The organism is Mycoplasma zalophidermidis (assembly GCF_018913985.1).
Classification (GTDB): domain Bacteria; phylum Bacillota_I; class Bacilli_A; order Mycoplasmatales; family Metamycoplasmataceae; genus Mycoplasmopsis; species Mycoplasmopsis zalophidermidis.
The window spans coordinates 61,723-83,085 of sequence record NZ_JAHMHK010000003.1; the positions used below are offsets into that span (position 1 = coordinate 61,723).

Here is a 21,363-nt window from a genome sequence, read left to right on the forward strand (position 1 = left end):
AAAGGAGTCTTTATGTCAAACTTCAAATACAACCAAAATGATATAGAATTAAAATGACAAAAATACTGAGATGAAAACAATTATTCTATTCCATCACAAGACCATAATTTACCTAAAAAATATATTTTAAGTATGTTCCCTTATCCATCTGGAAATATCCATATGGGACACGTAAGAAATTATTCAATTTCGGACGTTATGGCTCGTTATTATCGTCGTAAAGGATTTAATGTCTTACATCCATTTGGATGAGATGCTTTTGGTTTGCCTGCTGAAAACGCTGCCGTAAAAAACGGTATTCACCCAAAAACCTGAACTTATCAAAATATCGCTAAAATGAATCCTCAATTAAAAAGATTAGGGATTTCGTTTGCTTGAGGTGATTATGAATGTATTACTAGCGATGAAGAATACACAAAATGAGAACAAATGTTGTTTATAAAAATGTGAGAAAAAGGCTTAGTTTACCGTAAAAAATCTCCATTGAATTGATGTGCGAAAGACCAAACTGTTTTAGCTAATGAGCAAGTTATTGATGGTCTTTGCTGACGATGCGACGAAGTTGTAGTTCAAAAGGAAATGGAACAATATTATTTAAAAATAAGAGACTATGCAGACGAATTACAAAGTGATCTAGACACTTTAACGGGCCATTGACCAGAAAAAGTATTAACGATGCAAAAGCGTTGAATAGGTTACGAACACGGTTATAATGTTAATTTTGAAATTCTAAAAGATGATTTAAAAATTACTGATTTAGGTGTTTTTGTTAGAAATGCGGATGAATTAAAAACATTTGATTTCTTGGCTGTTAGTGCTTCTCATTCACTGATTAAAAAGATGCAAGAATTAAATTATATTACCGCAGAACAAATTAACGAAATTAACGAAATTAAAGCTAAAGCCACTGCCAAAGATTTCTCTTCGCAAATGTGCATAAAACTTAATTTAAGAGCCAAGGCTTCATTCAATGAACATTTATATTCGATTGTTGTTAGCGATTTTGCTTCAATTGGTTCCAATGATAAAGTTGTGTTAGTTGATAGTTCAAAATTAAAAAGCCATAAAGATTATGCATTAAAAAATAATTTAGAAATTGGTATCAATAATTTTGACGTAAATACTGATAAATTAACTAGTGATGTACAAATGAATCTTCAAGACTGAGGTATCTCTCGCCAAAGATATTGGGGCGCTCCAATCCCTATGATTCATTGTCAAAAATGTGGCATAGTGCCTGAAAAGATTAAGAATTTACCAGTCGCTTTACCTGAAAAAGTTGATTTCTCTGGAATGGGCAATCCTTTATTAACTAATAGCGAGTGATTGCGAACAACTTGTCCAAATTGTGGTCAAACAGCTCGTAGAGAAACTGATACTTTTGATACATTCTTTGAATCGAGCTGATATTTCTTAAGATACACAGTTCCGCCTGTAAAGCGTAACGAACTTGCAATCGATAAAGAAAATGTAGCATACTGAAATCAAGTTGATGAGTATATCGGTGGTGTTGAACACGCGATTTTACACCTTCTGTACGCCCGTTTCTTCACTAAAGTATTATCTGACCTAGGATTCGTTGATTTTAGAGAACCATTTGCTAATTTATTGACTCAAGGAATGGTATTAAAAGATGGATCGAAAATGTCAAAATCAAAAGGTAATACAGTAAGTCCAAACGACGCTGTTAAAGAATATAATGCGGATACCTTAAGATTATTTATTCTTTTTGCCGCTCCGCCAGAAAAAGAACTTGAATGATCTACATCTGGAATCGAAGGTAGTCACAAATTTATTCAAAGATTGATCGAGAAGGCAAGCAATTTAAATCTAGATACCAATTTCAGAAATATTGATGTATCTAAGTTAAATAATGATGAAAAACTCGCTCGTCGAAAACTTCATTTAGGATTAAAAAAACAGGAAGAACTATTTAGTGATCGTCGTAATGGATATTCATTTAATACAATTATTGCTTGGTGTATGGAAACAATGAATGCTTACGATAAAATTACCGATGATAAGCTAAATACTGAATTTTTCTATTATATTTTGAACATTTTAGAACCGTTTATTCCTCATCTAGCATGAGAGTTATCCGAAAGATTTTTCAACCTAAAAAACCTGTATGATTTTACAATAGATGAAACTGCATTAGAATTAGACGAAACAACTTATGCTATAACAATTAACGGAAAAATGAGAGGACAAATTACTGTCTCAAACAACGATAATAAAAAAGATTATGTTGTAACCTTAGCGAAACAACAAGTTGCAAACTGATTAAAAGACCAAAATATCGTAAAAGAAATATTCGTACCTAATAAAATAATCAATATCGTAGTAAAGGCTAAGTAGGCCTTTATTTACATTGATGTGGTATTTCCACAATAAAAAGAATAATTTAATTAATTTTTAGCACTCTTATTGTCGTTGTGCTAAAATATATTAATAAAAACTTAGAAAGAGGTGTTAAATGACCGAAAAATTATTAGTAGCAATGATAGGGGACGAAGAGTTAAATACCGGTGTTATTTACGGGCATGAAACAAAAATCATTGAAGTTAAACCATATGGACAATTTTGAACTGAAAAATACTTAGATTCGTTAACAAAAAAATGGACTGTATCTAATGCAATTGATTTCATCGAAGATGATTCAATAATAGTTGATGAATTAGATTCATATGAACAATCTTACGATACTTTTGAACCAGTGGATTCGAAACAAGAATATTTAATGTTAGCATATCATTTTGTTGGTAAAAATGATAGTAATTACTCAAAGAAAAATATTGCTGATTTAACAGTTAATAATCTTGAGCACACAATGACATATTGTCGTATTAAACATGTTAAGAAAGAAAAATCTACTTATCAAATTACATTAGTTGGTATAGGAAGACATACCATTGAAAGTTTTAATTTTCAAGATGCTTCATCAAATAAATTAATTGATGTAATTTCTGTTAACACAAATAAATATCCATATAGAACCACTTCAACTGATTTTACTGCCGAAACTTCATTACTAACTCAGATTGAAGAGGCAACAACCCAATTGGCCCAATCAGAAGTATGACAACGTATCGCATATAATATGTTTGCAATTCACCCTTACAGTAGTAGAAATTCATTTGATAATGAATCTCAAAAATACCTTCCACCAATTACAGCTGATTCAACTATTGTTGACTTAATTTTATCTATTCTGTTTTTTACAATAGCAGATAATTTAACTAAATATAATGTTTTAAACGCTGATAAAACAATGGATCAATTACAAATTTTAAAAGAATATATTCTATCATTCCGTGACATGGAAAATTGATCTCCTAAAGAGTTAGCAACCTTTGATAGTATTGGTTTATTTAACGAAAGTGATTCTAAAACAAATTCAAAACGTAAAACCAAAAAAACTAAGTCAGGTGCTAAAGGTGATGCTGTATCAGATGCATTGGTTGAAAACGAAATCAATAAAAAGGTAAAAGATAATTTAGAAAAACAGCAACGCGAATTTCTATTGAAGGAAAAATTGCGTGCTATCAAAGAATCGTTACAAGAAAACGATTCAGACCCCGAAGAGGAAGAATCAGAGTATTCAAAAATAATGAAAGACAATATCAAGAAACAAATGTTTCCTGAATCAGTCACGAAATTAATTAAAACCGAAACTAATAAATTAAAAGGTATGATGTCAGGTACCCCAGATGCAAATATTAGTGCTTCATACATTAATATTCTTAAATCAATGCCTTGAAGAAAAGTTGAAATTGAAACACTTGACATCAAGAAAGCCAGAGAAATTTTAGATAAAAATCACTACGGATTAGGCGAAGTTAAAGAACGTATTATTGAATATTTATCATTAATCATTAACCATAAAAACGAGGCGCAAAAATCTAAAGGTAAATTACTCCTAGATTTTGACGAAAATCATCAAATTGATATGGAATTATTCAAAGAAGATGAACAAATTACTAAAGTCCAAAAGAATTTCAACAACGTGCCAATTTTAACGCTTGTAGGTCCTCCAGGTACTGGTAAGACATCATTGGCTAGAGCTATAGCGGAAGCGCTAAACAAGAGTTATGTAAAAATTTCGCTTGGTGGTGTTCATGACGAAAGCGAAATTAGAGGTCATAGAAGAACATATGTGGGTTCAATGCCGGGTAAAATAATCAAAGCAATTCAGAAGTCAGGGGTTTCTAACCCGCTTATCCTACTTGATGAGATTGATAAAATGTCATCAGATTATAAAGGTGACCCTTCTTCTGCAATGTTAGAAGTTTTAGACCCTGAGCAAAACACAAAATTCCAAGATAATTATCTTGAACACGAATATGATTTATCTAAGGTTATGTTTATTGCTACGGCTAACTACTACGAAAATATTCCTGCACCATTATTAGATAGAGTAGAAATAATCGAATTAAACTCATATACTATCAACGAAAAAGTAAAAATTGCACGTGAACACTTATTAGATATATGCACACGTCAAGCAGGTCTAAAACCTGAACAATTCCAAATTGAAGATTCTGTTATAGAAGCAATAATTAAACATTACACAGCGGAAGCTGGTGTACGTGCTTTAAAACGTCAATTTGATAAAATCGCTCGTAAAATCGTAACAAAAATTGTTTCAGGTGAAAATATCAAAACATTTGTTATTGATTTACAAACTGCTTTCTATTTATTAGGTACGCCCAAATTTTCTGAATTGGATAAAATTGGACAACCGCAGGTCGGAGTTGTTAATGGTTTAGCATATACATCAATTGGTGGTAGCACTTTGCAAATTGAAGTCAGTCAATATGAAAACAAAAATGGCGGTTTTAAATTAACGGGTTCTTTAAAAGACGTTATGAAAGAATCAGCTTCTATTGCTTATTCATTTGTTAGATCTAATGCAAAAAAATATGATATTAATTTTGATTTTGAAAGCAATGAAGTTCACATTCATGTTCCTGAAGGTGCGGTTCCAAAAGATGGTCCAAGTGCTGGTGTAACGTTCACAACAGCCTTGATTTCAGCTTTATCAAATAAACCAGTTCCTCAAGATGTTGCCATGACAGGTGAAATTACTCTACGTGGTCGTGTTTTAGAAATCGGCGGTCTAAAAGAAAAATCTTTCGCTGCCTTTAAGAAAGGTATTAAAACAGTATTTATACCAAAATCTAACCAAAAAAACTTAATCGATATTCCTGAGGAAGTTAAAAAAGCAATTAAATTTGTACCGGTTGAAAATTATGATGAAATTTATTCAGTGCTTTTTAAATAAAATAGCTGTATTTATTTCGTTAAAGAAGGAGTATTAATGAGAAAAGAAATAAAAGATAATTTATTTGAATCAGTTAATCACGACTGATTACAAAATGCTAAAATTCCGGCTGATCGCTCGTATTTTGGCCAATTTAGTGAGCTTGATATTAAAAATGAAAAAAGAATTGCAAGACTTGCTAAGCAATTAGTGAAAAGAGAACAGGAAAATAAATTAATTGACCAAAATTTAGTTAATTTTGCCAAATATTACTCATTAACCAGTGATTTTGAAAAACGCGAAAAAGCGGGAACTACCCCATTAACACCCTATGTCAACGAATTACTTGGTTTAAAAAATATTGAAGAATTTAATGAAAATTTCGCAAAGTTTGCGTTACGTGACTATGCATTACCAGTAATATTTCATATATCAACTGATTTTAAAAATTCAAATAACCAAATTTTACTGTGTTTAATTGCAAGCCATATTTTGCCTGATAAATCACATTATGAAAATGCGGAAACAAAATCTAAATTCTTAAAAGTTGCTAAAAAAATGTTTAAAAAATTATTAGCGCCTTTTATCTCTGATGTTAAGGAAGTGAATAATTTGATTAAATTAGCATTACAATATGATGAGTTAATTGCAAAATATTCATTGACATCTTTACAAAAAGCAAATTATATTGAATTGTATAAACCATATGTTTTTGAAAAAATTATTAAACAAACAGAAAACTTTAAGATCGAAAACATATTAAGTAAATTAATAAATAAGCCTATTGATAAAATTGTGTTTTTTGACGATAATTTTGCAAAAAATATTGATAAATTATTCAACCCTAAGTATTTTGAGAGATTAAAAGCATGATTGGTTGTTAATTTAGTTAAAAACTTTTCTGGTTACTTAGATGATAAAACAAGAGTTAACGCAACTTTATACAAAAGATTTATCTCTGGCCAATCAAAAGCATCAAATAAAAACAAGGATGCTCTGAATTTAGCTTTAGAATACTTTAAAATGCCTGTAGGTCTACATTATGGACAAAAATATTTCGGGGTAAGAGCCAAGAAAAATGTAGAAAACATGATTCAACATATGATTAAAATTTATAAGAAAAATCTTGAAAATAATGATTGATTAAGTGAAAAAACCAAAGAAAAAGCAATTATTAAGTTAAATAACCTTGGTGTACACGTTGGTTTTCCTAAGGAAATAGAACCATTTTATAAAGATTTAAAGGTTGTTTCAGATTCTATTATTGAAAATGTCTTTGAATTTAACAAAATTATAAATCAGTATTCGTTTAATAAATTTAACGAGAAACCAAATAAAAATTACTGATCTATGTCGCCGGCAACAGTGAATGCATACTTCAATCCATCAATGAATCATATTGTCTTTCCTGCTGCAGTATTAGACGGAGCGTTCTATTCTTTAAAACATTCATCGTCCGAGAATTACGGAGGGATTGGTGCTGTTATTGCTCATGAAATTTCACACGCCTTCGATAATAACGGGGCATTATTTGACGAAAATGGCGAAATGAACACATGATGAACTGAGGACGATTTTGTAACATTTAAAGAAAAAACTAAGTCAATGATTGAATTATTCGATGGATTAGACACAAAATATGGTAAATGTAACGGTACATTGACTGTTAGTGAAAATATTGCTGATGCAGGTGGTTTATCATGTGCTTTAGAAGCAGCAAAACAAGAACCAGATTACAATCCAAAGGAATTTTTCATGAATTGAGCTCGTATTTGAAAAGGAATTAGCAGACCGGAAATGGCTGTTAGATTATTAGAAACCGATACTCATGCACCTTGTGAATTAAGAGCTAATATTCAAGCTGCTAATACAGAAGAATTTACTAAAACTTTCAACGTCAAACCCGGTGATAAAATGTATATTGCACCAGAAAAACGTGTGAAAATTTGATAATTAATTAATAATTAAAGGATTAGATTCAATCCTTTTTTATATTTTTTTAACCTTGATACACTATATTTATACTTATACTGAAATTAATTATTATATAAATAGTAATTTCATATATAATTTAAAAGAATTTTTAAAATTCAATTTGATATCAAATAAATACACTATTGCGGATTCGCTTGGGTGTGCCTTGAGAAGAGGTGCTAGGCGTTAGAAACAATAGGAAGACACAACAAACTAAAGGAAATATAAATATGACAGATAAAAAAGAAGTTTCAACTAAAAAAGTTGAAGAAACTCAAAACAAAAACCCAATCGTTTCTAAAGATAAACTATTGGAAGCGGGAGCTTACTTTGGTCACAAAGCAAGTTTATGAAACCCTAAAATGAAGGATTACCTATACCCACAACAAAAAAGAGGTATTCACATCATTAACACAAGCGTTACTATTCAACGTTTAGAATTTGCATACAACTTACTATACAAATTTGTATCGAAAAACCCACGTGCACAATTCATTTTTGTGGGTACCAAAAAACAAGCTAAAGACACAATTAAAGAAAACGCCTTAAGAACAAACAGTTTTTATGTAACTGACAGATGATTGGGCGGTACATTAACTAACTCATCAACAATTTTCAGTAGAGTTAGAACTATGGAAGAGCTTGAGGAAAAAGCTCAAAATGGTTTTGAAGGATACGTTAAAAAAGAAAAATTAATGTTCCAAAAACAATTAGACAAACTACACAAAAACCTTAATGGTATTAGAAAAATGCGTGGTTTACCAACATTTATGATCGTTGCTGACCCTAACGAAGATGAAATCGCTGTTAAGGAGGCACGTAAAAAAGGTGTTAAAGTTATCGGTATTCTTGACTCTAACTCAAACCCAGATGCAGTTGACTTTGGAATACCAGCTAACGATGACTCAGCTAAAAGTATTAACTTAATTATTACTATTCTAGCTGATGCCATCGCTACTGCTCGGGGTGGTAAAGCAAAATATGCTTACAGACCAGACTCAGAAGTTGAATTGCCTAAATTTGAACCTGAAACCAAAAACGTCACAAGAAAACCTTCAAATCGTAAACCTTTTGTAAAAAGAAATAACGAAGAAGTTGAAACCCAAACAAACGAAGAAGAAAAAGGAGAATAATTATGGCCAATCAATTAGCTCTAATTAAAGAATTACGTGAACGTACCGGCGGCGGTATGATAGATTGTAAAAAAGCTCTTGAAGCAAACGATTGAGACGTTGAAAAATCAATTACTTGATTAAAAAGCAACGGTAAAATCAAGGCCGCTAAAAAAGCTGGTCGTGTTTCAGCTGAAGGTTTAGTCGCAATAGCAACTAACGAAAATGAAGCAATCATGTTAGAAGTTAACTGTGAAACAGACTTTGTTGCTAAAAACGATGACTTTAAAAAATTAGTAGATAAATTTGCATCATTATTACTAAATTCTAAAGCTACAACAGTTGAAGAATTTCTAGATGTAAAAGACGACGGAGAAACTGTTGCAAACATTTTAGATGATGCTACCGCAACCATTGGAGAAAAATTATCAATTCGTCGTTTTGCTAGATACCAAGCTCAAAATGGTCAATCAGTAGGTGCTTTCGCACACGTTAATGGTCAAATTGCTGCTTTAGTTAAAGTCTCAGGATCAAATCCTGAAGTTTCAAGAAATGTTGCTATGCACATGGCAGCAATGAAACCAGAATACGTATTCGAATCTGAAGTTCCAGCTGACAAATTAGAAACACTAAAAGCAGAATTTGTTATTCCTGCTGGATTTGATAAAAAACCTGAAAATATTCAAAAAATGATTATTGAAGGTTCTTTAAATAAAAAACTTGCTGAAATAGTACTTGTTAAACAAGGTTTTATGATGGAAGAAAGTGTTTCAATTGAAAAATATTTAGCAAACCACGGTTTAACTTTATTAGAAGCTGTTCGTTTTGGAGTTGGTGAAGGTATCGAAAAACGTCAAGATGATTTCGCTGCTGAAGTAGCTGCTCAGATTGCTAAGAACGAATAATAAAACTAAAAGTTAGTCTCGGCTAACTTTTTTTGCCATTTTAATAAATATTGTGTTATTTCAAGGCGATTTATTCTAAAGAACTAAATTTAGACACATGTGATAAAGTCATTAATAAAAAATATTTATTAATAATCCACTAGTAATCTTTTTTTGTGTTATCAACATACTATATTTTACGTAATTAATGAATTTTCAGTAGTTTTTGTAAAATTATTAGTTAATCAACTTGTCTTTTATTATCATTTTTTGATTGATAAAACCATTATTATTATGACATGGAAAAAATAATATCAATAGAAACTGACAAAGCATGTTTACCTGTTTTAAAACCTATTATATTATTGTCGGATTTCGTTAGAAGAATAAAAGGAGGGAATTTGAAATCCGAAATAATAATGCTGGTTGCAGAAGACGAAGATTCTGTATTCTTCGTGTCTTGTTTAAACACAGCAGAGATTAATGAATCTAATAAAGATTTGTTAAAAATAAGACAAGATAGAGGTATCAGCAACGATGGCGAGACTGTCGAAATTAAGATTGCTAACTACATTGACCTTTCAACCATATATAAAATTAATTATGATGATTTAAAAAGAAAAATTGATTATACAAGCGGCGATATTGATTCATTACCTTATTTAGGCATTGAAAATCAGTTAGATGTAGTTAATAGATTAACAGAAAAGTTAAACAATTATAATGACTTGCCAAGGTTAATAGTTATAAAAAAGAATAAAAAAATTAGTAATCCTGAGTTAATTTCATCTTGCAGTGATACTTTATAAATAAAATGACGTTCTTAGGGACGCCATTTTATTTAATTTAGTCTAAATTGTCTAGTATTGGCATTATTGAATAAGCATGTGCTTCGGGGCCTGTGTGAATTGCTACAACTGTTGAATTGACTTTGGAACCGTCAAAATCTAACCCAGCATTTCTGAATGATTCAATAGCTAAATCATTAAATTCTTTATCAATTCCATTTATGGTAAATATTTTATATTTTGATTTTATGTTTTTACGGTCCAAACCAGTGAACTCTTCAAATTTACTTATAATTTGTTTAATCGCTCCTTTTGGGCCACGACCAATGCCACCAGTTGATGTACCCGTTTTATCAAATTTTACATAAGGAGATAGTTTTACTTTTGATAATGCTCCAAGTAGAAATTTTTTAAATGATCCGACACGCCCGCCTTTAACAAGATATTTTATGTTTAACGGCAAGATAAATACCAAAGAATTATCCGAAATTTCCTGAATTTTTTTAATCAATTTATCAATATTTTGATATTTTTCATAATGTTTGATTGCAAACTTAGCCACTTCTAACATTTGATCACCCACTAGAGAAGTATCGATGATATGTAGATTTGAAAATTCGTCTAAGAAGTTTGAAGCAGCACTGTTTGTTGATGATATTTTGGATGAAATTGGTAGGTAAATTACCTCATCATACTCATTGCAAACTTTACTAAATGTTTCTTCGAATGTCGACATATATGGCAATGAAGTTCGAATGTCATCAGTTTGGGTCATTTTTTGTAATAAATCAAAACGATCGACATCAACACCATCTAAGAATGATGTTCCGTCAATTTCGGTAATTAAGGGTACATAAGCGTATCCTAAATCATTAACTTCTTGTTTAGACATGCATACAAATGAGTCTAAAACGATTCCTAATTTCTTCATATTTAACTCCTTTTGAGGGATTTGATTTGTAATTTTATTTATTATATACACTATGCCAATATTATGAAATATATTTATTCGCATATGAATATTTAATTTTTAATTTATCTTTGTGATATTGTTGTGTATTTTCGGGAAGATTTTCTCAAAATACACGTGTGTTTTCAATTTGAGCTGTTGTTTTTGTTAGATTTAACAATTTTAAATAAATCTCAATATTTGTGGCGAATTTTTGAGATAGAGAGGAAGAAATAACAAAATTATGTATTGTGCCTGTCTCAATATAATTTAGTAATTTAGGTGTAATTTCTTCTATATAAAGACCAATTTTCATTGTCTTTTTGGGTATTTTTTTTAGAATGTTATCAATGATATTTAAATCAAAACTATTTGAATGCGGATGAAGAATGAATAAAGTATAAGCACGAGTCAATTTATCTAAATTTTTAGATAGAACTAAATCAGTAGTGTGCAATAGTAATGAAGTACCAGTTTCTGAAGCATCAATTAAATATTTATTTGCTGAAAATATGTATAACATACTGTAATATAGAAATTTATTGTAAAAGTTTATGTCATCGTTATTTACGCCGGCCATTTTGCCATAAATTACTTGTAATGATGTTTTTTTGTTGTTTCCAACATTTAATACTTGACTAACTTCCTTAATGAAACTAGCTGTCGATATTTTCGACTCATAATCCTTGATTTTAACTTTAAATTCTTCTAATTCATGATCGCGTGAATCATTAATATTTCATGATAAATACGACTTATTTCGATCAGTATGCATTTGATTATGTAATAAAAACTTAGCTTTGTAGATAAAGTTTTCTAACTCTTTATTATTATTAATTTTTTTTGATGCAACTACGGCCGCAAAGTCAATTAGACCATTGAACTTTAAATCATTTACAATTGAAGCAACTACTTTATTAAATTTTTTTACTCTTCTGTGAAAACTACGTGAATTCGTTTTGGCGTTTATTAAATACAATACACCCTCATGGTGAATTAACTCTACCTTTGAAGCTCTTATTTTTAATAAATTACAAATTTTAATTCATTGTAATTTAGATGGACCTTTTTGAAATAAACTAACATTCGGAATTAAGGCGAAAGAAATTAAATTATTTTGATTCAAACCAATTAATTGTTCTATATTACAAATATTTAAGTTTAAAGCAGTTTTAGTATCAACTTCTTTAAGAATTCTTCATGAAATAGCTACATAGTAATTATTATCTGAATCTCCAGAAATTTTTATTTTTAAAGGTATTTCGTCTATTTTAATTCCAAAATTTTTAAGTGTTAAATTATTAATGGTGTTTTTAGTCAATTCATGATTTAAATAACCCTTGACTGAATATCTTTTTGAATCAGGCACTTTTTGAAGTATGGTTTCTAATTCAACCCGTGTTACTGAATCAAAATGCGATAAAAATCAATTTATCTTGTAAAATTTATTAGGTAGCATTGTATCCGCACCGGTGTCAAAAGTCAGACAAGAGCTTAACGACATCGGGGTTAAGCGCATTGCTCATTTTTGTTTTGTATTAATTTTTATAATTATTAATCCTTCATCGCTTGCTTTTTTAGATTTAACTAGCACTGTAATAGCATAAATTATCAAACATATAAAAACCGCTAAAGCTACCAAACACCCTGAAAGCAATAATCTAAAATCGATGTTTGATTTTTCGGTAACATCTATTAAAGAATTATTAGTGGGCATTAATTGGTACCTTCTTGACGTAGCAATCTAATTGACGGGTGATTTTTAGATAATGTTTTTTCTGAATTAGATGAAACAAAACGAACGACTATTGTATCACCTCTAACTTCAAGAACAGTACCTTCGCCAAAATGCGTATGAGCAATAATGTCACCAACAACCATTGAACGATTAATATCTTTGATTGATTTTTCATCAGTTAATTCGTTGAAATCTGTATCGATTATGTTTCTCTGCAGAATAAATTTATTAATATCTAGTCCAGTTTCCGCAATGAAGCGAGAAGGTTCTTTTTCAGTGTTAGTTCCTATTAGGTAGCCACGAGAATCAGAAATAAAAAGTCTCTGTTTAGCACGTGTTATACCGACATAAGCAAGCCTTCTTTCTTCTTCGAGGTGTTCATGATTACTTGAATTTAATGCGCGATGATGAGGGAAAATTTGTTCTGACATACCAACCATAAAAATATTGTCAAATTCAAGACCCTTGGCTGAATGCACAGTCATTAGGGTAACATAGTTGGTTGAGTTATCATAATCATCACCAGCCGATAATAGGGAAACAAATTCTAAATAGTCTTTGATATTTTTACCTTTATTATTGTTTTCTCAGTTTTTGATGGAACGGATTAGTTCATTAACGTTATCTTTACCAGTTCCTTTCAATGTAACATCAGTAGCTAAGTAATCAAAGTAACCAATAGTTGTTAAAAATTTTTCTAATACTAGGTGAATGGTATTTGTTTTTAGAGCCATACGGTATTTATTGACTGTCGACATTAAACGGGCAACATTCATCTTAACTTCATTGGTAGCAGGCAATTCTTTAACGTAAGTATTAAGTACTTCATAAAGACTTAACGACTTAGATTCAGCAAACTTTTGAAGATTAGATAGTGTTTGTTTACCTATTTTTCTTGCCGGAGTATTAATAATCCTTAACAAAGATAAGTCTAACCCATCATAAATTAAACGCAAGTAAGCTAAAGCATCTTTAATTTCTTTGCGCTGGAAAAATTTTTGACCATTGAAAATTTTATGGTTTATGTTCTCTTTAATTAATTCTTCTTCAAATGGTCTTGAATAATAATTTGAACGGTAGAATATTGCAATATTTTTAAGTTGAATTTTTTGTTTTTTCAAACGGTTAATTGTTTGGACAACCCATCTGGCCTCTGCTTCATTGCTAAAAGCATGCATATATTCAATAGGTTCGCCTTTTTCGTTGTTTGTAATTAAGTCTTTGCTAAATCTGTTCTTGTTATACTTAATTAGATTGTTAGCAGCATCAAGTATAGTTTGTGTTGAGCGGTAATTTTCATTTAGAATTATTGTTTTTGTATTTGCAAAATCTCTATCAAAATTCAATATTAAATTAACATCAGCACCACGTCATGTATATATTGTTTGATCAGGATCACCCACAATTGTTAATTGTGTGTCAGGACTTGTTAATCTTTTGACTATTTCGTATTGCATACGAGATGTATCTTGAAATTCATCCACCATAATGTATGAATAATTATTTGCTCAAATTTTTGCAATATCAGGTTTATTAACAAATAAATTATGAACTTTAATGATTAAATCATCAAAATCCAAACTTTTTTGATTTTGTAAATATTCATTATAGCGTGTAAAAATTTTACCAATTGCCTCATTAATGGTTTGGTCTTCAGGAGAATCATCATTTAATTCGTGAACTAGTTCGTCGGCGGTGTAATTTTTGTTTTTAGCTAACGAAATCATTTTTAAAATTTCACTGGAATTAAATGCACCATCTATTTCACCAAGCTGTAATTCACTAAAAATACGTTTCATAATTGTCTTTTGATCCACTGCATCAATAATTTGAAAATCATTGTCCAAATTTAAATGAAATGCTTCTTTTCTTAAAATTCTAGAACATAGCGAGTGAAACGTTGAAACCTGAATTTTTGATGGTTCAACAGTTGTGTATTGTCTGATACGTTGACTCATTTCGTTTGCCGCTTTATTAGTGAACGTTAAGGCCAATATTTCAGCAGGAGCAATACCTAATTCATTGATTAAATAGGCAATTTTACGAGTTAAAACTCTGGTTTTACCTGATCCGGCACCAGCAATGATTCTTAATGGCCCATCGAAATATAATAAAGCTTCTTTTTGTTCTTTATTTAGGCCTTCTAGTATTTGGGTAGTCTTATTCATGTTCCTCCTCGTGAAAAATGATTTCAGTTTTCTTAACTTGATGCGGTATTAGTTTTATTTCATCCATCTTTTGTGAAACGGTGTAGTGTTTTATATATACGATTCTAAATCCTAGAATTCGGTCATAAACACCTCGTCTATTTTTCGATGCCAAGATAAAACAGTAATTTAAAAGATTTATAATTGACCAAAACCCAGATAATGTTGCGATAATTCTACCTATAAATCTCAGATTTAATGGTAAATTTGGGTCATTTATAAAGTTTGAAATATCCTTAAGTGATGATATAAAATCTATTTGGTAAGGCATTACACCACATATAAATAGCAAAGTAATTAATGAATACAAACCTCAGCTAGGGACATTCGTTCTCAAAATATTGAGAATTTTTTTGGTTGGTTTAGTATTCAGTATTTGAATTCTTAATATTATTTGACCCAGACTACGACCATTCCAAAAATATGGAATCATAATAAATAATGAATAATTAATTAACAACCCCATAACCAAAAAACTATATCAATCTACGACAGTTAGTTTTTGGTGTGAGATTATAAATGATTTGTATAGAAGAATTAAAAATGTAGAAAATAAACAAAAATCAATTATATTGGAAGCAAAACGATGCCAAAATGTAACATTTTTATGAAGTAATTTCGTCATTATAGAGATTTATAAACAGGTTCAGTTTTTTTAAATTCAGGTAGTTTCTTTAAATATGTTGATTCAGGGTTTTGAGTATTTAGATAAATGTTGGTTAAAAATACTTGCGGATTCTCATTGTGATATTTCGTTAAATATTTTTGTAAATCCTCTAAATATTTATTAGCTCTTTTCTCTGAGAAATCACTACGAGATTCAAATATGTATTGTAAAACTTTAAATACAGAGAATTCTCATGAATCTAAGAATCCTGCCAAGACTATTTGCAAGAAATATAATTGAGCATATGCTAGTTCTTGAGTTAACTTGGTATTGGTTGTTTGAAGATAATTTTCAATTATTCTAAATTGAGCAACAAAATTTCTCGGTGTAAATCAAGTGGCTGAAGAAATATTTTCTTTAACTAATTGAATATTCCAAAATTGATATGTAGTTGCATTAACCAACATAAAATACAATAATTCAGTAGCAAATTTTGTATCATTAAGTTCTTTGACTCGATATTTAGCAAATTGTTCAATAAATGATTTATTGAAAATTTTGTTAAAGATAAATGGAAAAGAATATGCTACAAATTTAGGGTTTGAATTGATATTAAATAAAACATCAGACTCTAATCTAGCCATAGGTTTTCATTTAATCGATCCTGTTAATATAGGTTTAAATTCAATAATATCGGCTTGAACATCATTAAGTTTGTTCGTTACTCTTCTAACAAAATTTTTCTTAATCACTGCGTCGGCATTCAAAACATATACGTAATTATTTTTGACTAAATGCAATGCCGCAACTATGTCACTTTGAATACTTTTACGTTTTGTATTCACTATAAACTTAAATCTCGAACCAAAAAACTGTAGAGCATTTTCAAGAATTTGATACATCTTTTTAGATGGTTTCGTAATAACACAAATTGTTTCAAAATCTTGATTATCCTGTATCTTTAATGTTTCTAAAAGATAATCTAATTCCTTTCAATCATTGATTGCTGGGGTAATAATTGATAATTTCATTTTTGCTCCTTACATTTTAATATTCCCTGAGGTACGTGGATATGGAATAACATCTCTAATATTGTCCATTCCTGTTACATACATTACCAATCTTTCAAATCCAATTCCAAAACCGCTTGATCCGCAGTCTCCGAAACGTCTTAAATCAAGATATCACTGTAATTCCTCTTGATTGATTCCCACTTCTTTAGTTCTTTCAAGTAATTTATCATAAATAACTTCACGTTGGCTTCCACCCACTAACTCACCGATACCAGGAACTAATAAATCAAATGATGCGACAGTATTACCGTCGGGATTTTGATGCATATAGAATGCTTTAAATTCTTTAGGGAAGTTAATAACTGCCACCGGACCATTAAAAACTTGTTCTGCTAAATATCTTTCATGTTCAGTTCCAAAATCCAAGCCGAATTCAATATTTTGTTCTTCAAATCTATCTTTTACTTTGTTTAATTCTATTAGTGCATCTCTATAATCTATAACGCTTAATTTTGTGTTAATAAAACTATATAATCTAGTTAATAAGTTTTGATCAACGTTTTTAGATAAATAATTGAATTCATTTGGATGTTTTTCGATCGTTCTTTTAATTACTGTTTTTAAACAATCATCTGCTAAATTGATAATGTCTTTTAAGTCAGCAAAAGCCATTTCGGGTTCAATCATTCAAAATTCAGCTGCGTGTTTTTTCGTGTTAGAGTGTTCAGCTCTGAAAGTTGGTGCAAACGTATAAACTTTTTTAAATCCAACTACATAACTTTCGGCGTGTAATTGACCAGTAACTCCCAAAGTCGGCTTTCTATCATCACCGAAAAATGGATTTTTAAAATTTGAATCAGAAACCTCAAATGTTTCTCCTGCTCCTTCGCCATCGTTAGAAGTAATAATTGGGGCGTTAAAGTATAAAAATCCGTTTTCATTGAAATAGTTATGCATTTCTAATGCCAATGCTGATCTAATAATCATTGTAGTTTTAATGATGTTTGTTCTGTGTCTTAAATGAGGTATTTCTCTTAAAGTTTCAAGATTTATTGATTGTTTTTGAATTGGGTAATCCAAATCAGTATCTCTTAAAACATTGATTTTTGATGCAATAACTTCTAGTGGCTGAGGTGCATTGGGTGTTAGTGATACAGTTCCTTCGATAGCAACCGCAGCACCAATATGTATTTGGTCTAATTCTTCAAAATCGAATTCTTCTCCTTTGAATATTACTTGCAAGTTATTTACAGTTGAACCGTCATTTAATTCGATAAAACGAATTTTTTTGTTACCACGGCTAGCCGAAACTCAAGCACTCATAGTAATTTGTTTATTGCTAAATTTATCTGGTTTTTCTAAAAATTCTCTTATTGAGTATTTATCCATAATTCACTTCCTTAAAATGTTGTGTGATTTATTTAAATTTAATATTCTAATTTAATTAATAATAAGTTAAATTATAACATAATATATAATTGCATTTTTTATAGATTGTGTGGTTTAATTATTTTTTTAAATGGCTTTTAACTTCATGAATTTATAATCGTGTAAATTCGTAAAATTTGGAAATAAAAAATAAAATCTAAGTAACCTCAGATTTTAAATTTATTAATGAATGAAAATATTTAAAAAGCCTATTGTGACTCCAAACACAATTAATGATGTTATAAGTTCAGCGAATGCATTCAACATTACTAATGAACTATTTGAAGGATCTTTGTGATGTTTAACATATAAAATAGGTATTAAAGCTGAAATAAATGAAAGTAAAGTCATGGCAATTAATAATGAAAAACTTGAACCAATTATTATTGCTCATGATGCTTTTGCCTTGTTTAATAAATCCCCTGTTGAAGCTAAAAATATAGATAATCTGCCAACATTAATTAGTGCTAAGGATAATCCCAGCATTAAACCAACAATAGTTTCTTTTAGTATAACTTTACGGAAGTGTTTTGTTTCGACTATATCCATCGTTAATACACGTTTTATAGTTATATTCGTCTGAGTACTACCGTTTCTAGCGACAGTATTTATTGTTGTTATAAACACTAAAAACGATAGGAATAAAGATATTGAAATTACAGTTGTTTGAAGTTCTCTAAATACTTCTTTAAAGAGGAAAAACCCAGCTATTTCTAATATAGTAGAGAATAAAAGTATTATTACACCCCATAGTATTCTGTGTTTAAGCAATTTATATCATGGGGTTTTTAAATAGTCATCAGCTTCTGAGCCTTTAGAACTAATTCCTGCCATTTTATATAAATCATCAGTAGCAGCATCATGAATAACATCAATCACATCATCACTTGTTATCATTCCAATTAATCTTTTATCTTGATTAATTACCGGCAGAACTGACATATCGTGTTCACTGAAAATTTTGGCCGCATCTTCTTGTTTATCGCTGGCCATAATTGAAGTCACAGGTGAATAAATGTTATCAATTTTATCGCTACTTTTAGCAAAGATAATTTCTTCTAAAGTTAATACACCAAGTAATTTTTGAGTTGCATCTACCACATAGTAATAATGAACTAATTCTGCTCGATTTTTAGAGTAGTCTTTTTTAATTTTGTATAGTGCTTGTTCACATGTATAAGTATTTTGAATAAATGAAATATCTATACTCATTATGCTTCCAACTTCATCGTCAGCATAACTTAAAATTTTATTTATTTCATTTCTTTTATCTTGAGGTGTATAGGCAATAATTTTGCTTGTTACATTCGCCGGCAATTCCTCAAGAACATCGGCTAGCTCATCGCTTTGTAATTCTTGAAGCATTTTCATGCTTCATTCCTCATTAAAATCAAGTGCAAGTTCCTTTTGTTGCTCAGTTTCTAAAAATGAAAAAACATCTGCCGCATCTTCGGTTTTAAGTAATCTTAAAAATGCGATTTGTTCTTCTTTAGAAAATTCTCCTAATGTGTCAGCAATATCTGCGTTTGGTATTTCATCAATCAGCGAATATGCCTGTTTATTGTTTTTGTTTTCAATAATTTCTTTAATTTTTGAAAAAAGCTGTTCTTCCTGTATATCTGTCATTTTAGTCCTTTAAATATTTAATTAATTGTTCTTGAAATTGTTCTATTCTTATTTTGAAAAATGTACCATTTTTTACAAATTTAACATCGCCGGTTTCCTCACTAACGATGATAGTTAAAGCATCACAAACTTCACTAATACCCATTGCTGCACGGTGGCGCGCTCCATAATGGTTATCAATTGATTTTTTTGATATTTTGTAAAAAGTTGCTGCATAGTGAATTTTGTTATCGCGTATAATTACTGCCCCATCATGAAGTGGTGATTCTTTGTTAAAAATCGAAATCAGTAGTGAAGATGATATATTAGCATTTAAAATGATTCCATCCGTACGTAACCTGTCTAAATTATCGCTATTTTCGATAGTAATCAATGCTCCAATTTTATTTTTAGAAAAATGTTCAACTGCTTCTCTTAGTTGATTAATCAATCTAATTTGTGAGCTACTTCCCATCTTGTCATATCTTCTTTTACCCAGTTTGCTTTTAATTGCGCTAACTGTACCAGGCAAAATTGATAATAAAATAGAAATAACCACTAAACATAGAACAATGTATAAAATGATATCATTTGGTGTTATTTTGGTTATTCCCATATTTATTGTCCTCCATTCCCGATTAAAATCGCAATGGCTAGACATAATATGATTAATGCTATAGATGCTACAATAGCTAAAATTTTTGCTCATTTAAGTTTTTTGTATGTGTTCAAATCAATAACTTTTTTATTTAGCAAACATTGTTCATTCGAGCAAATACTTTCCTTCATTGAATCATCGGAAACTAAGGCCGGGTTAGCCAAAATTAATTTGTTTTCTTCGTATTGTTCTATTAAAAATTCTCTTCTTTTTTGAATTCTTTGTTCACAAATTAACGGATCTCTTTCAATTGTTGCCATAATACCTCCTATTTGATGTATATATTATATACTAGTGATAAAAATTTGATATTAATTGGTTAATTTTATGTAGTTTTTTATAATCATTTTCAAAAAAAGATTATCTTTTCTGACTATTTTTCTATTGTTTTAGCAAAATTACTGAACGATACAATGACATATAGCATTATGAAAAGAGTTGTATAATACTAACATGAAAAAAGAATCACTATATTGAAACGGTTACTTTATGGCTTTGGCCAAGGTGTCCGCTCTAAGGTCAAAAGACCCAAGCACGCAAGTTGGAGCTTGCATAATTGATAAAGATCGCAAAATTGTAGGTTTAGGTTATAATGGAATGCCTTTAGGTATTGATGATGCTTTTCCATGAGATAGAAAAGCAGATCATACAAAAGAAACCAAGTACCCTTACGTTGTTCATGCTGAAGTAAATGCGATTTTAAATGCTTTTGGAAAAACAAAGAATGCAACTCTTTTTACTTCCTTATACCCATGTTCAAACTGTGCCAAAACAATTGTACAAGCTGGTATAACAACCATTATTTATGAAAGCGATAAATATCACGAGACTGAAGATGGTGAAATTGCTCGTTCAATTTTAACAAAGTGCAATATTGAATGTATCCAACTAGATATTGAAACGAATGTTGAAGTCACTGTCGGTGACAAAACATTTTCTGCTTAAACGCTATATTAAAACCATTTTTGGTTTTTTTAACCTCATAATCAATTTGAATATTCCAATAAATAAAAATATATGGTATTCTTTCCATAAAATTTTTAAATAATATAATAATCACTCGCTAATTACTCCATTAATAAGTATAATAATATTGTAACAATACTTAAAAGGTAATGTTGCGAATCATAAAATATA

Annotated in this window: 16 protein-coding genes; 7 read left to right on the forward strand and 9 right to left on the reverse strand. The window is 30.0% G+C overall.

Annotation, left to right across the window (positions count from 1 at the left end; all coding sequences use genetic code 4):
- Window positions 1-12: 12 nt before the first annotated feature.
- The 6 genes from KQ878_RS02440 to KQ878_RS02465 all read left to right on the forward strand — a co-directional run bounded on the left by KQ878_RS02440 (window position 13) and on the right by KQ878_RS02465 (window position 10,042).
- The gene (locus KQ878_RS02440) at window positions 13-2,358 is read left to right on the forward strand and encodes a class I tRNA ligase family protein (protein WP_216505451.1); all 2,346 of its coding nucleotides are present in this window, start codon (window positions 13-15) and stop codon (window positions 2,356-2,358) included.
- A gap of 118 nt (window positions 2,359-2,476) precedes the next feature.
- Window positions 2,477-5,284: an endopeptidase La gene (gene lon / locus KQ878_RS02445; RefSeq protein WP_216567867.1), complete on the forward strand. Its 2,808-nt coding sequence runs from the start codon at window positions 2,477-2,479 to the stop codon at window positions 5,282-5,284.
- 36 nt (window positions 5,285-5,320) lie between these two features.
- Window positions 5,321-7,216, forward strand: a complete 1,896-nt coding sequence (locus KQ878_RS02450) for a M13-type metalloendopeptidase (RefSeq protein ID WP_216505449.1) — start codon at window positions 5,321-5,323, stop codon at window positions 7,214-7,216.
- Window positions 7,217-7,467: 251 nt separating this feature from the next.
- On the forward strand, window positions 7,468-8,370 hold the full coding sequence (rpsB, locus tag KQ878_RS02455; RefSeq protein ID WP_216567868.1) for a 30S ribosomal protein S2: 903 nt from the start codon (window positions 7,468-7,470) through the stop codon (window positions 8,368-8,370).
- A 2-nt stretch (window positions 8,371-8,372) separates the two neighbouring features.
- Window positions 8,373-9,254 carry a translation elongation factor Ts gene (gene tsf / locus KQ878_RS02460; protein ID WP_216505447.1) on the forward strand — a complete coding sequence of 294 codons (882 nt, stop codon included), beginning with the start codon at window positions 8,373-8,375 and terminating at the stop codon, window positions 9,252-9,254.
- Between the two features lie 278 nt (window positions 9,255-9,532).
- Window positions 9,533-10,042 (forward strand): hypothetical protein, encoded by a 510-nt coding sequence (locus KQ878_RS02465; RefSeq protein WP_216505446.1) that lies wholly within the window; start codon window positions 9,533-9,535, stop codon window positions 10,040-10,042.
- A 37-nt stretch (window positions 10,043-10,079) separates the two neighbouring features.
- Here KQ878_RS02465 and KQ878_RS02470 read toward each other — a convergent pair whose 3' ends face one another.
- From KQ878_RS02470 to KQ878_RS02510, 9 genes are all read right to left on the reverse strand, one after another.
- Window positions 10,080-10,952, reverse strand: a complete 873-nt coding sequence (locus tag KQ878_RS02470) for a DegV family protein (RefSeq protein WP_216505445.1) — start codon at window positions 10,950-10,952, stop codon at window positions 10,080-10,082.
- Between the two features lie 61 nt (window positions 10,953-11,013).
- Window positions 11,014-12,687, reverse strand: coding sequence for an MHO_4530 family protein (locus KQ878_RS02475; RefSeq protein ID WP_216505444.1), 1,674 nt, complete (start codon window positions 12,685-12,687; stop codon window positions 11,014-11,016).
- Window positions 12,687-14,876: an ATP-dependent helicase gene (locus KQ878_RS02480; RefSeq protein WP_216505443.1), complete on the reverse strand. Its 2,190-nt coding sequence runs from the start codon at window positions 14,874-14,876 to the stop codon at window positions 12,687-12,689. The genes KQ878_RS02475 and KQ878_RS02480 overlap by 1 nt, the downstream gene beginning before the upstream one ends.
- Window positions 14,869-15,381: a hypothetical protein gene (locus KQ878_RS02485; protein ID WP_373422553.1), complete on the reverse strand. Its 513-nt coding sequence runs from the start codon at window positions 15,379-15,381 to the stop codon at window positions 14,869-14,871. Before KQ878_RS02485 ends, KQ878_RS02480 begins: the two co-directional genes overlap by 8 nt.
- 158 nt (window positions 15,382-15,539) lie before the next feature.
- The gene (locus KQ878_RS02490; protein ID WP_216505441.1) at window positions 15,540-16,553 is read right to left on the reverse strand and encodes a glycosyltransferase; all 1,014 of its coding nucleotides are present in this window, start codon (window positions 16,551-16,553) and stop codon (window positions 15,540-15,542) included.
- Window positions 16,554-16,562: 9 nt separating this feature from the next.
- The gene (asnS, locus tag KQ878_RS02495) at window positions 16,563-17,924 is read right to left on the reverse strand and encodes an asparagine--tRNA ligase (RefSeq protein ID WP_216567869.1); all 1,362 of its coding nucleotides are present in this window, start codon (window positions 17,922-17,924) and stop codon (window positions 16,563-16,565) included.
- Window positions 17,925-18,146: 222 nt separating this feature from the next.
- The gene (gene mgtE / locus KQ878_RS02500; protein ID WP_216505439.1) at window positions 18,147-19,589 is read right to left on the reverse strand and encodes a magnesium transporter; all 1,443 of its coding nucleotides are present in this window, start codon (window positions 19,587-19,589) and stop codon (window positions 18,147-18,149) included.
- Window position 19,590: 1 nt separating this feature from the next.
- On the reverse strand, window positions 19,591-20,184 hold the full coding sequence (locus KQ878_RS02505) for a diadenylate cyclase (protein ID WP_216505438.1): 594 nt from the start codon (window positions 20,182-20,184) through the stop codon (window positions 19,591-19,593).
- 2 nt (window positions 20,185-20,186) lie between these two features.
- On the reverse strand, window positions 20,187-20,486 hold the full coding sequence (locus tag KQ878_RS02510; protein WP_216505437.1) for a hypothetical protein: 300 nt from the start codon (window positions 20,484-20,486) through the stop codon (window positions 20,187-20,189).
- A 193-nt stretch (window positions 20,487-20,679) separates the two neighbouring features.
- Between KQ878_RS02510 and KQ878_RS02515 the strand changes: the two genes are divergently transcribed.
- Window positions 20,680-21,171, forward strand: coding sequence for a deoxycytidylate deaminase (locus tag KQ878_RS02515; RefSeq protein WP_216505436.1), 492 nt, complete (start codon window positions 20,680-20,682; stop codon window positions 21,169-21,171).
- The last annotated feature ends 192 nt before the right edge of the window (window positions 21,172-21,363 follow it).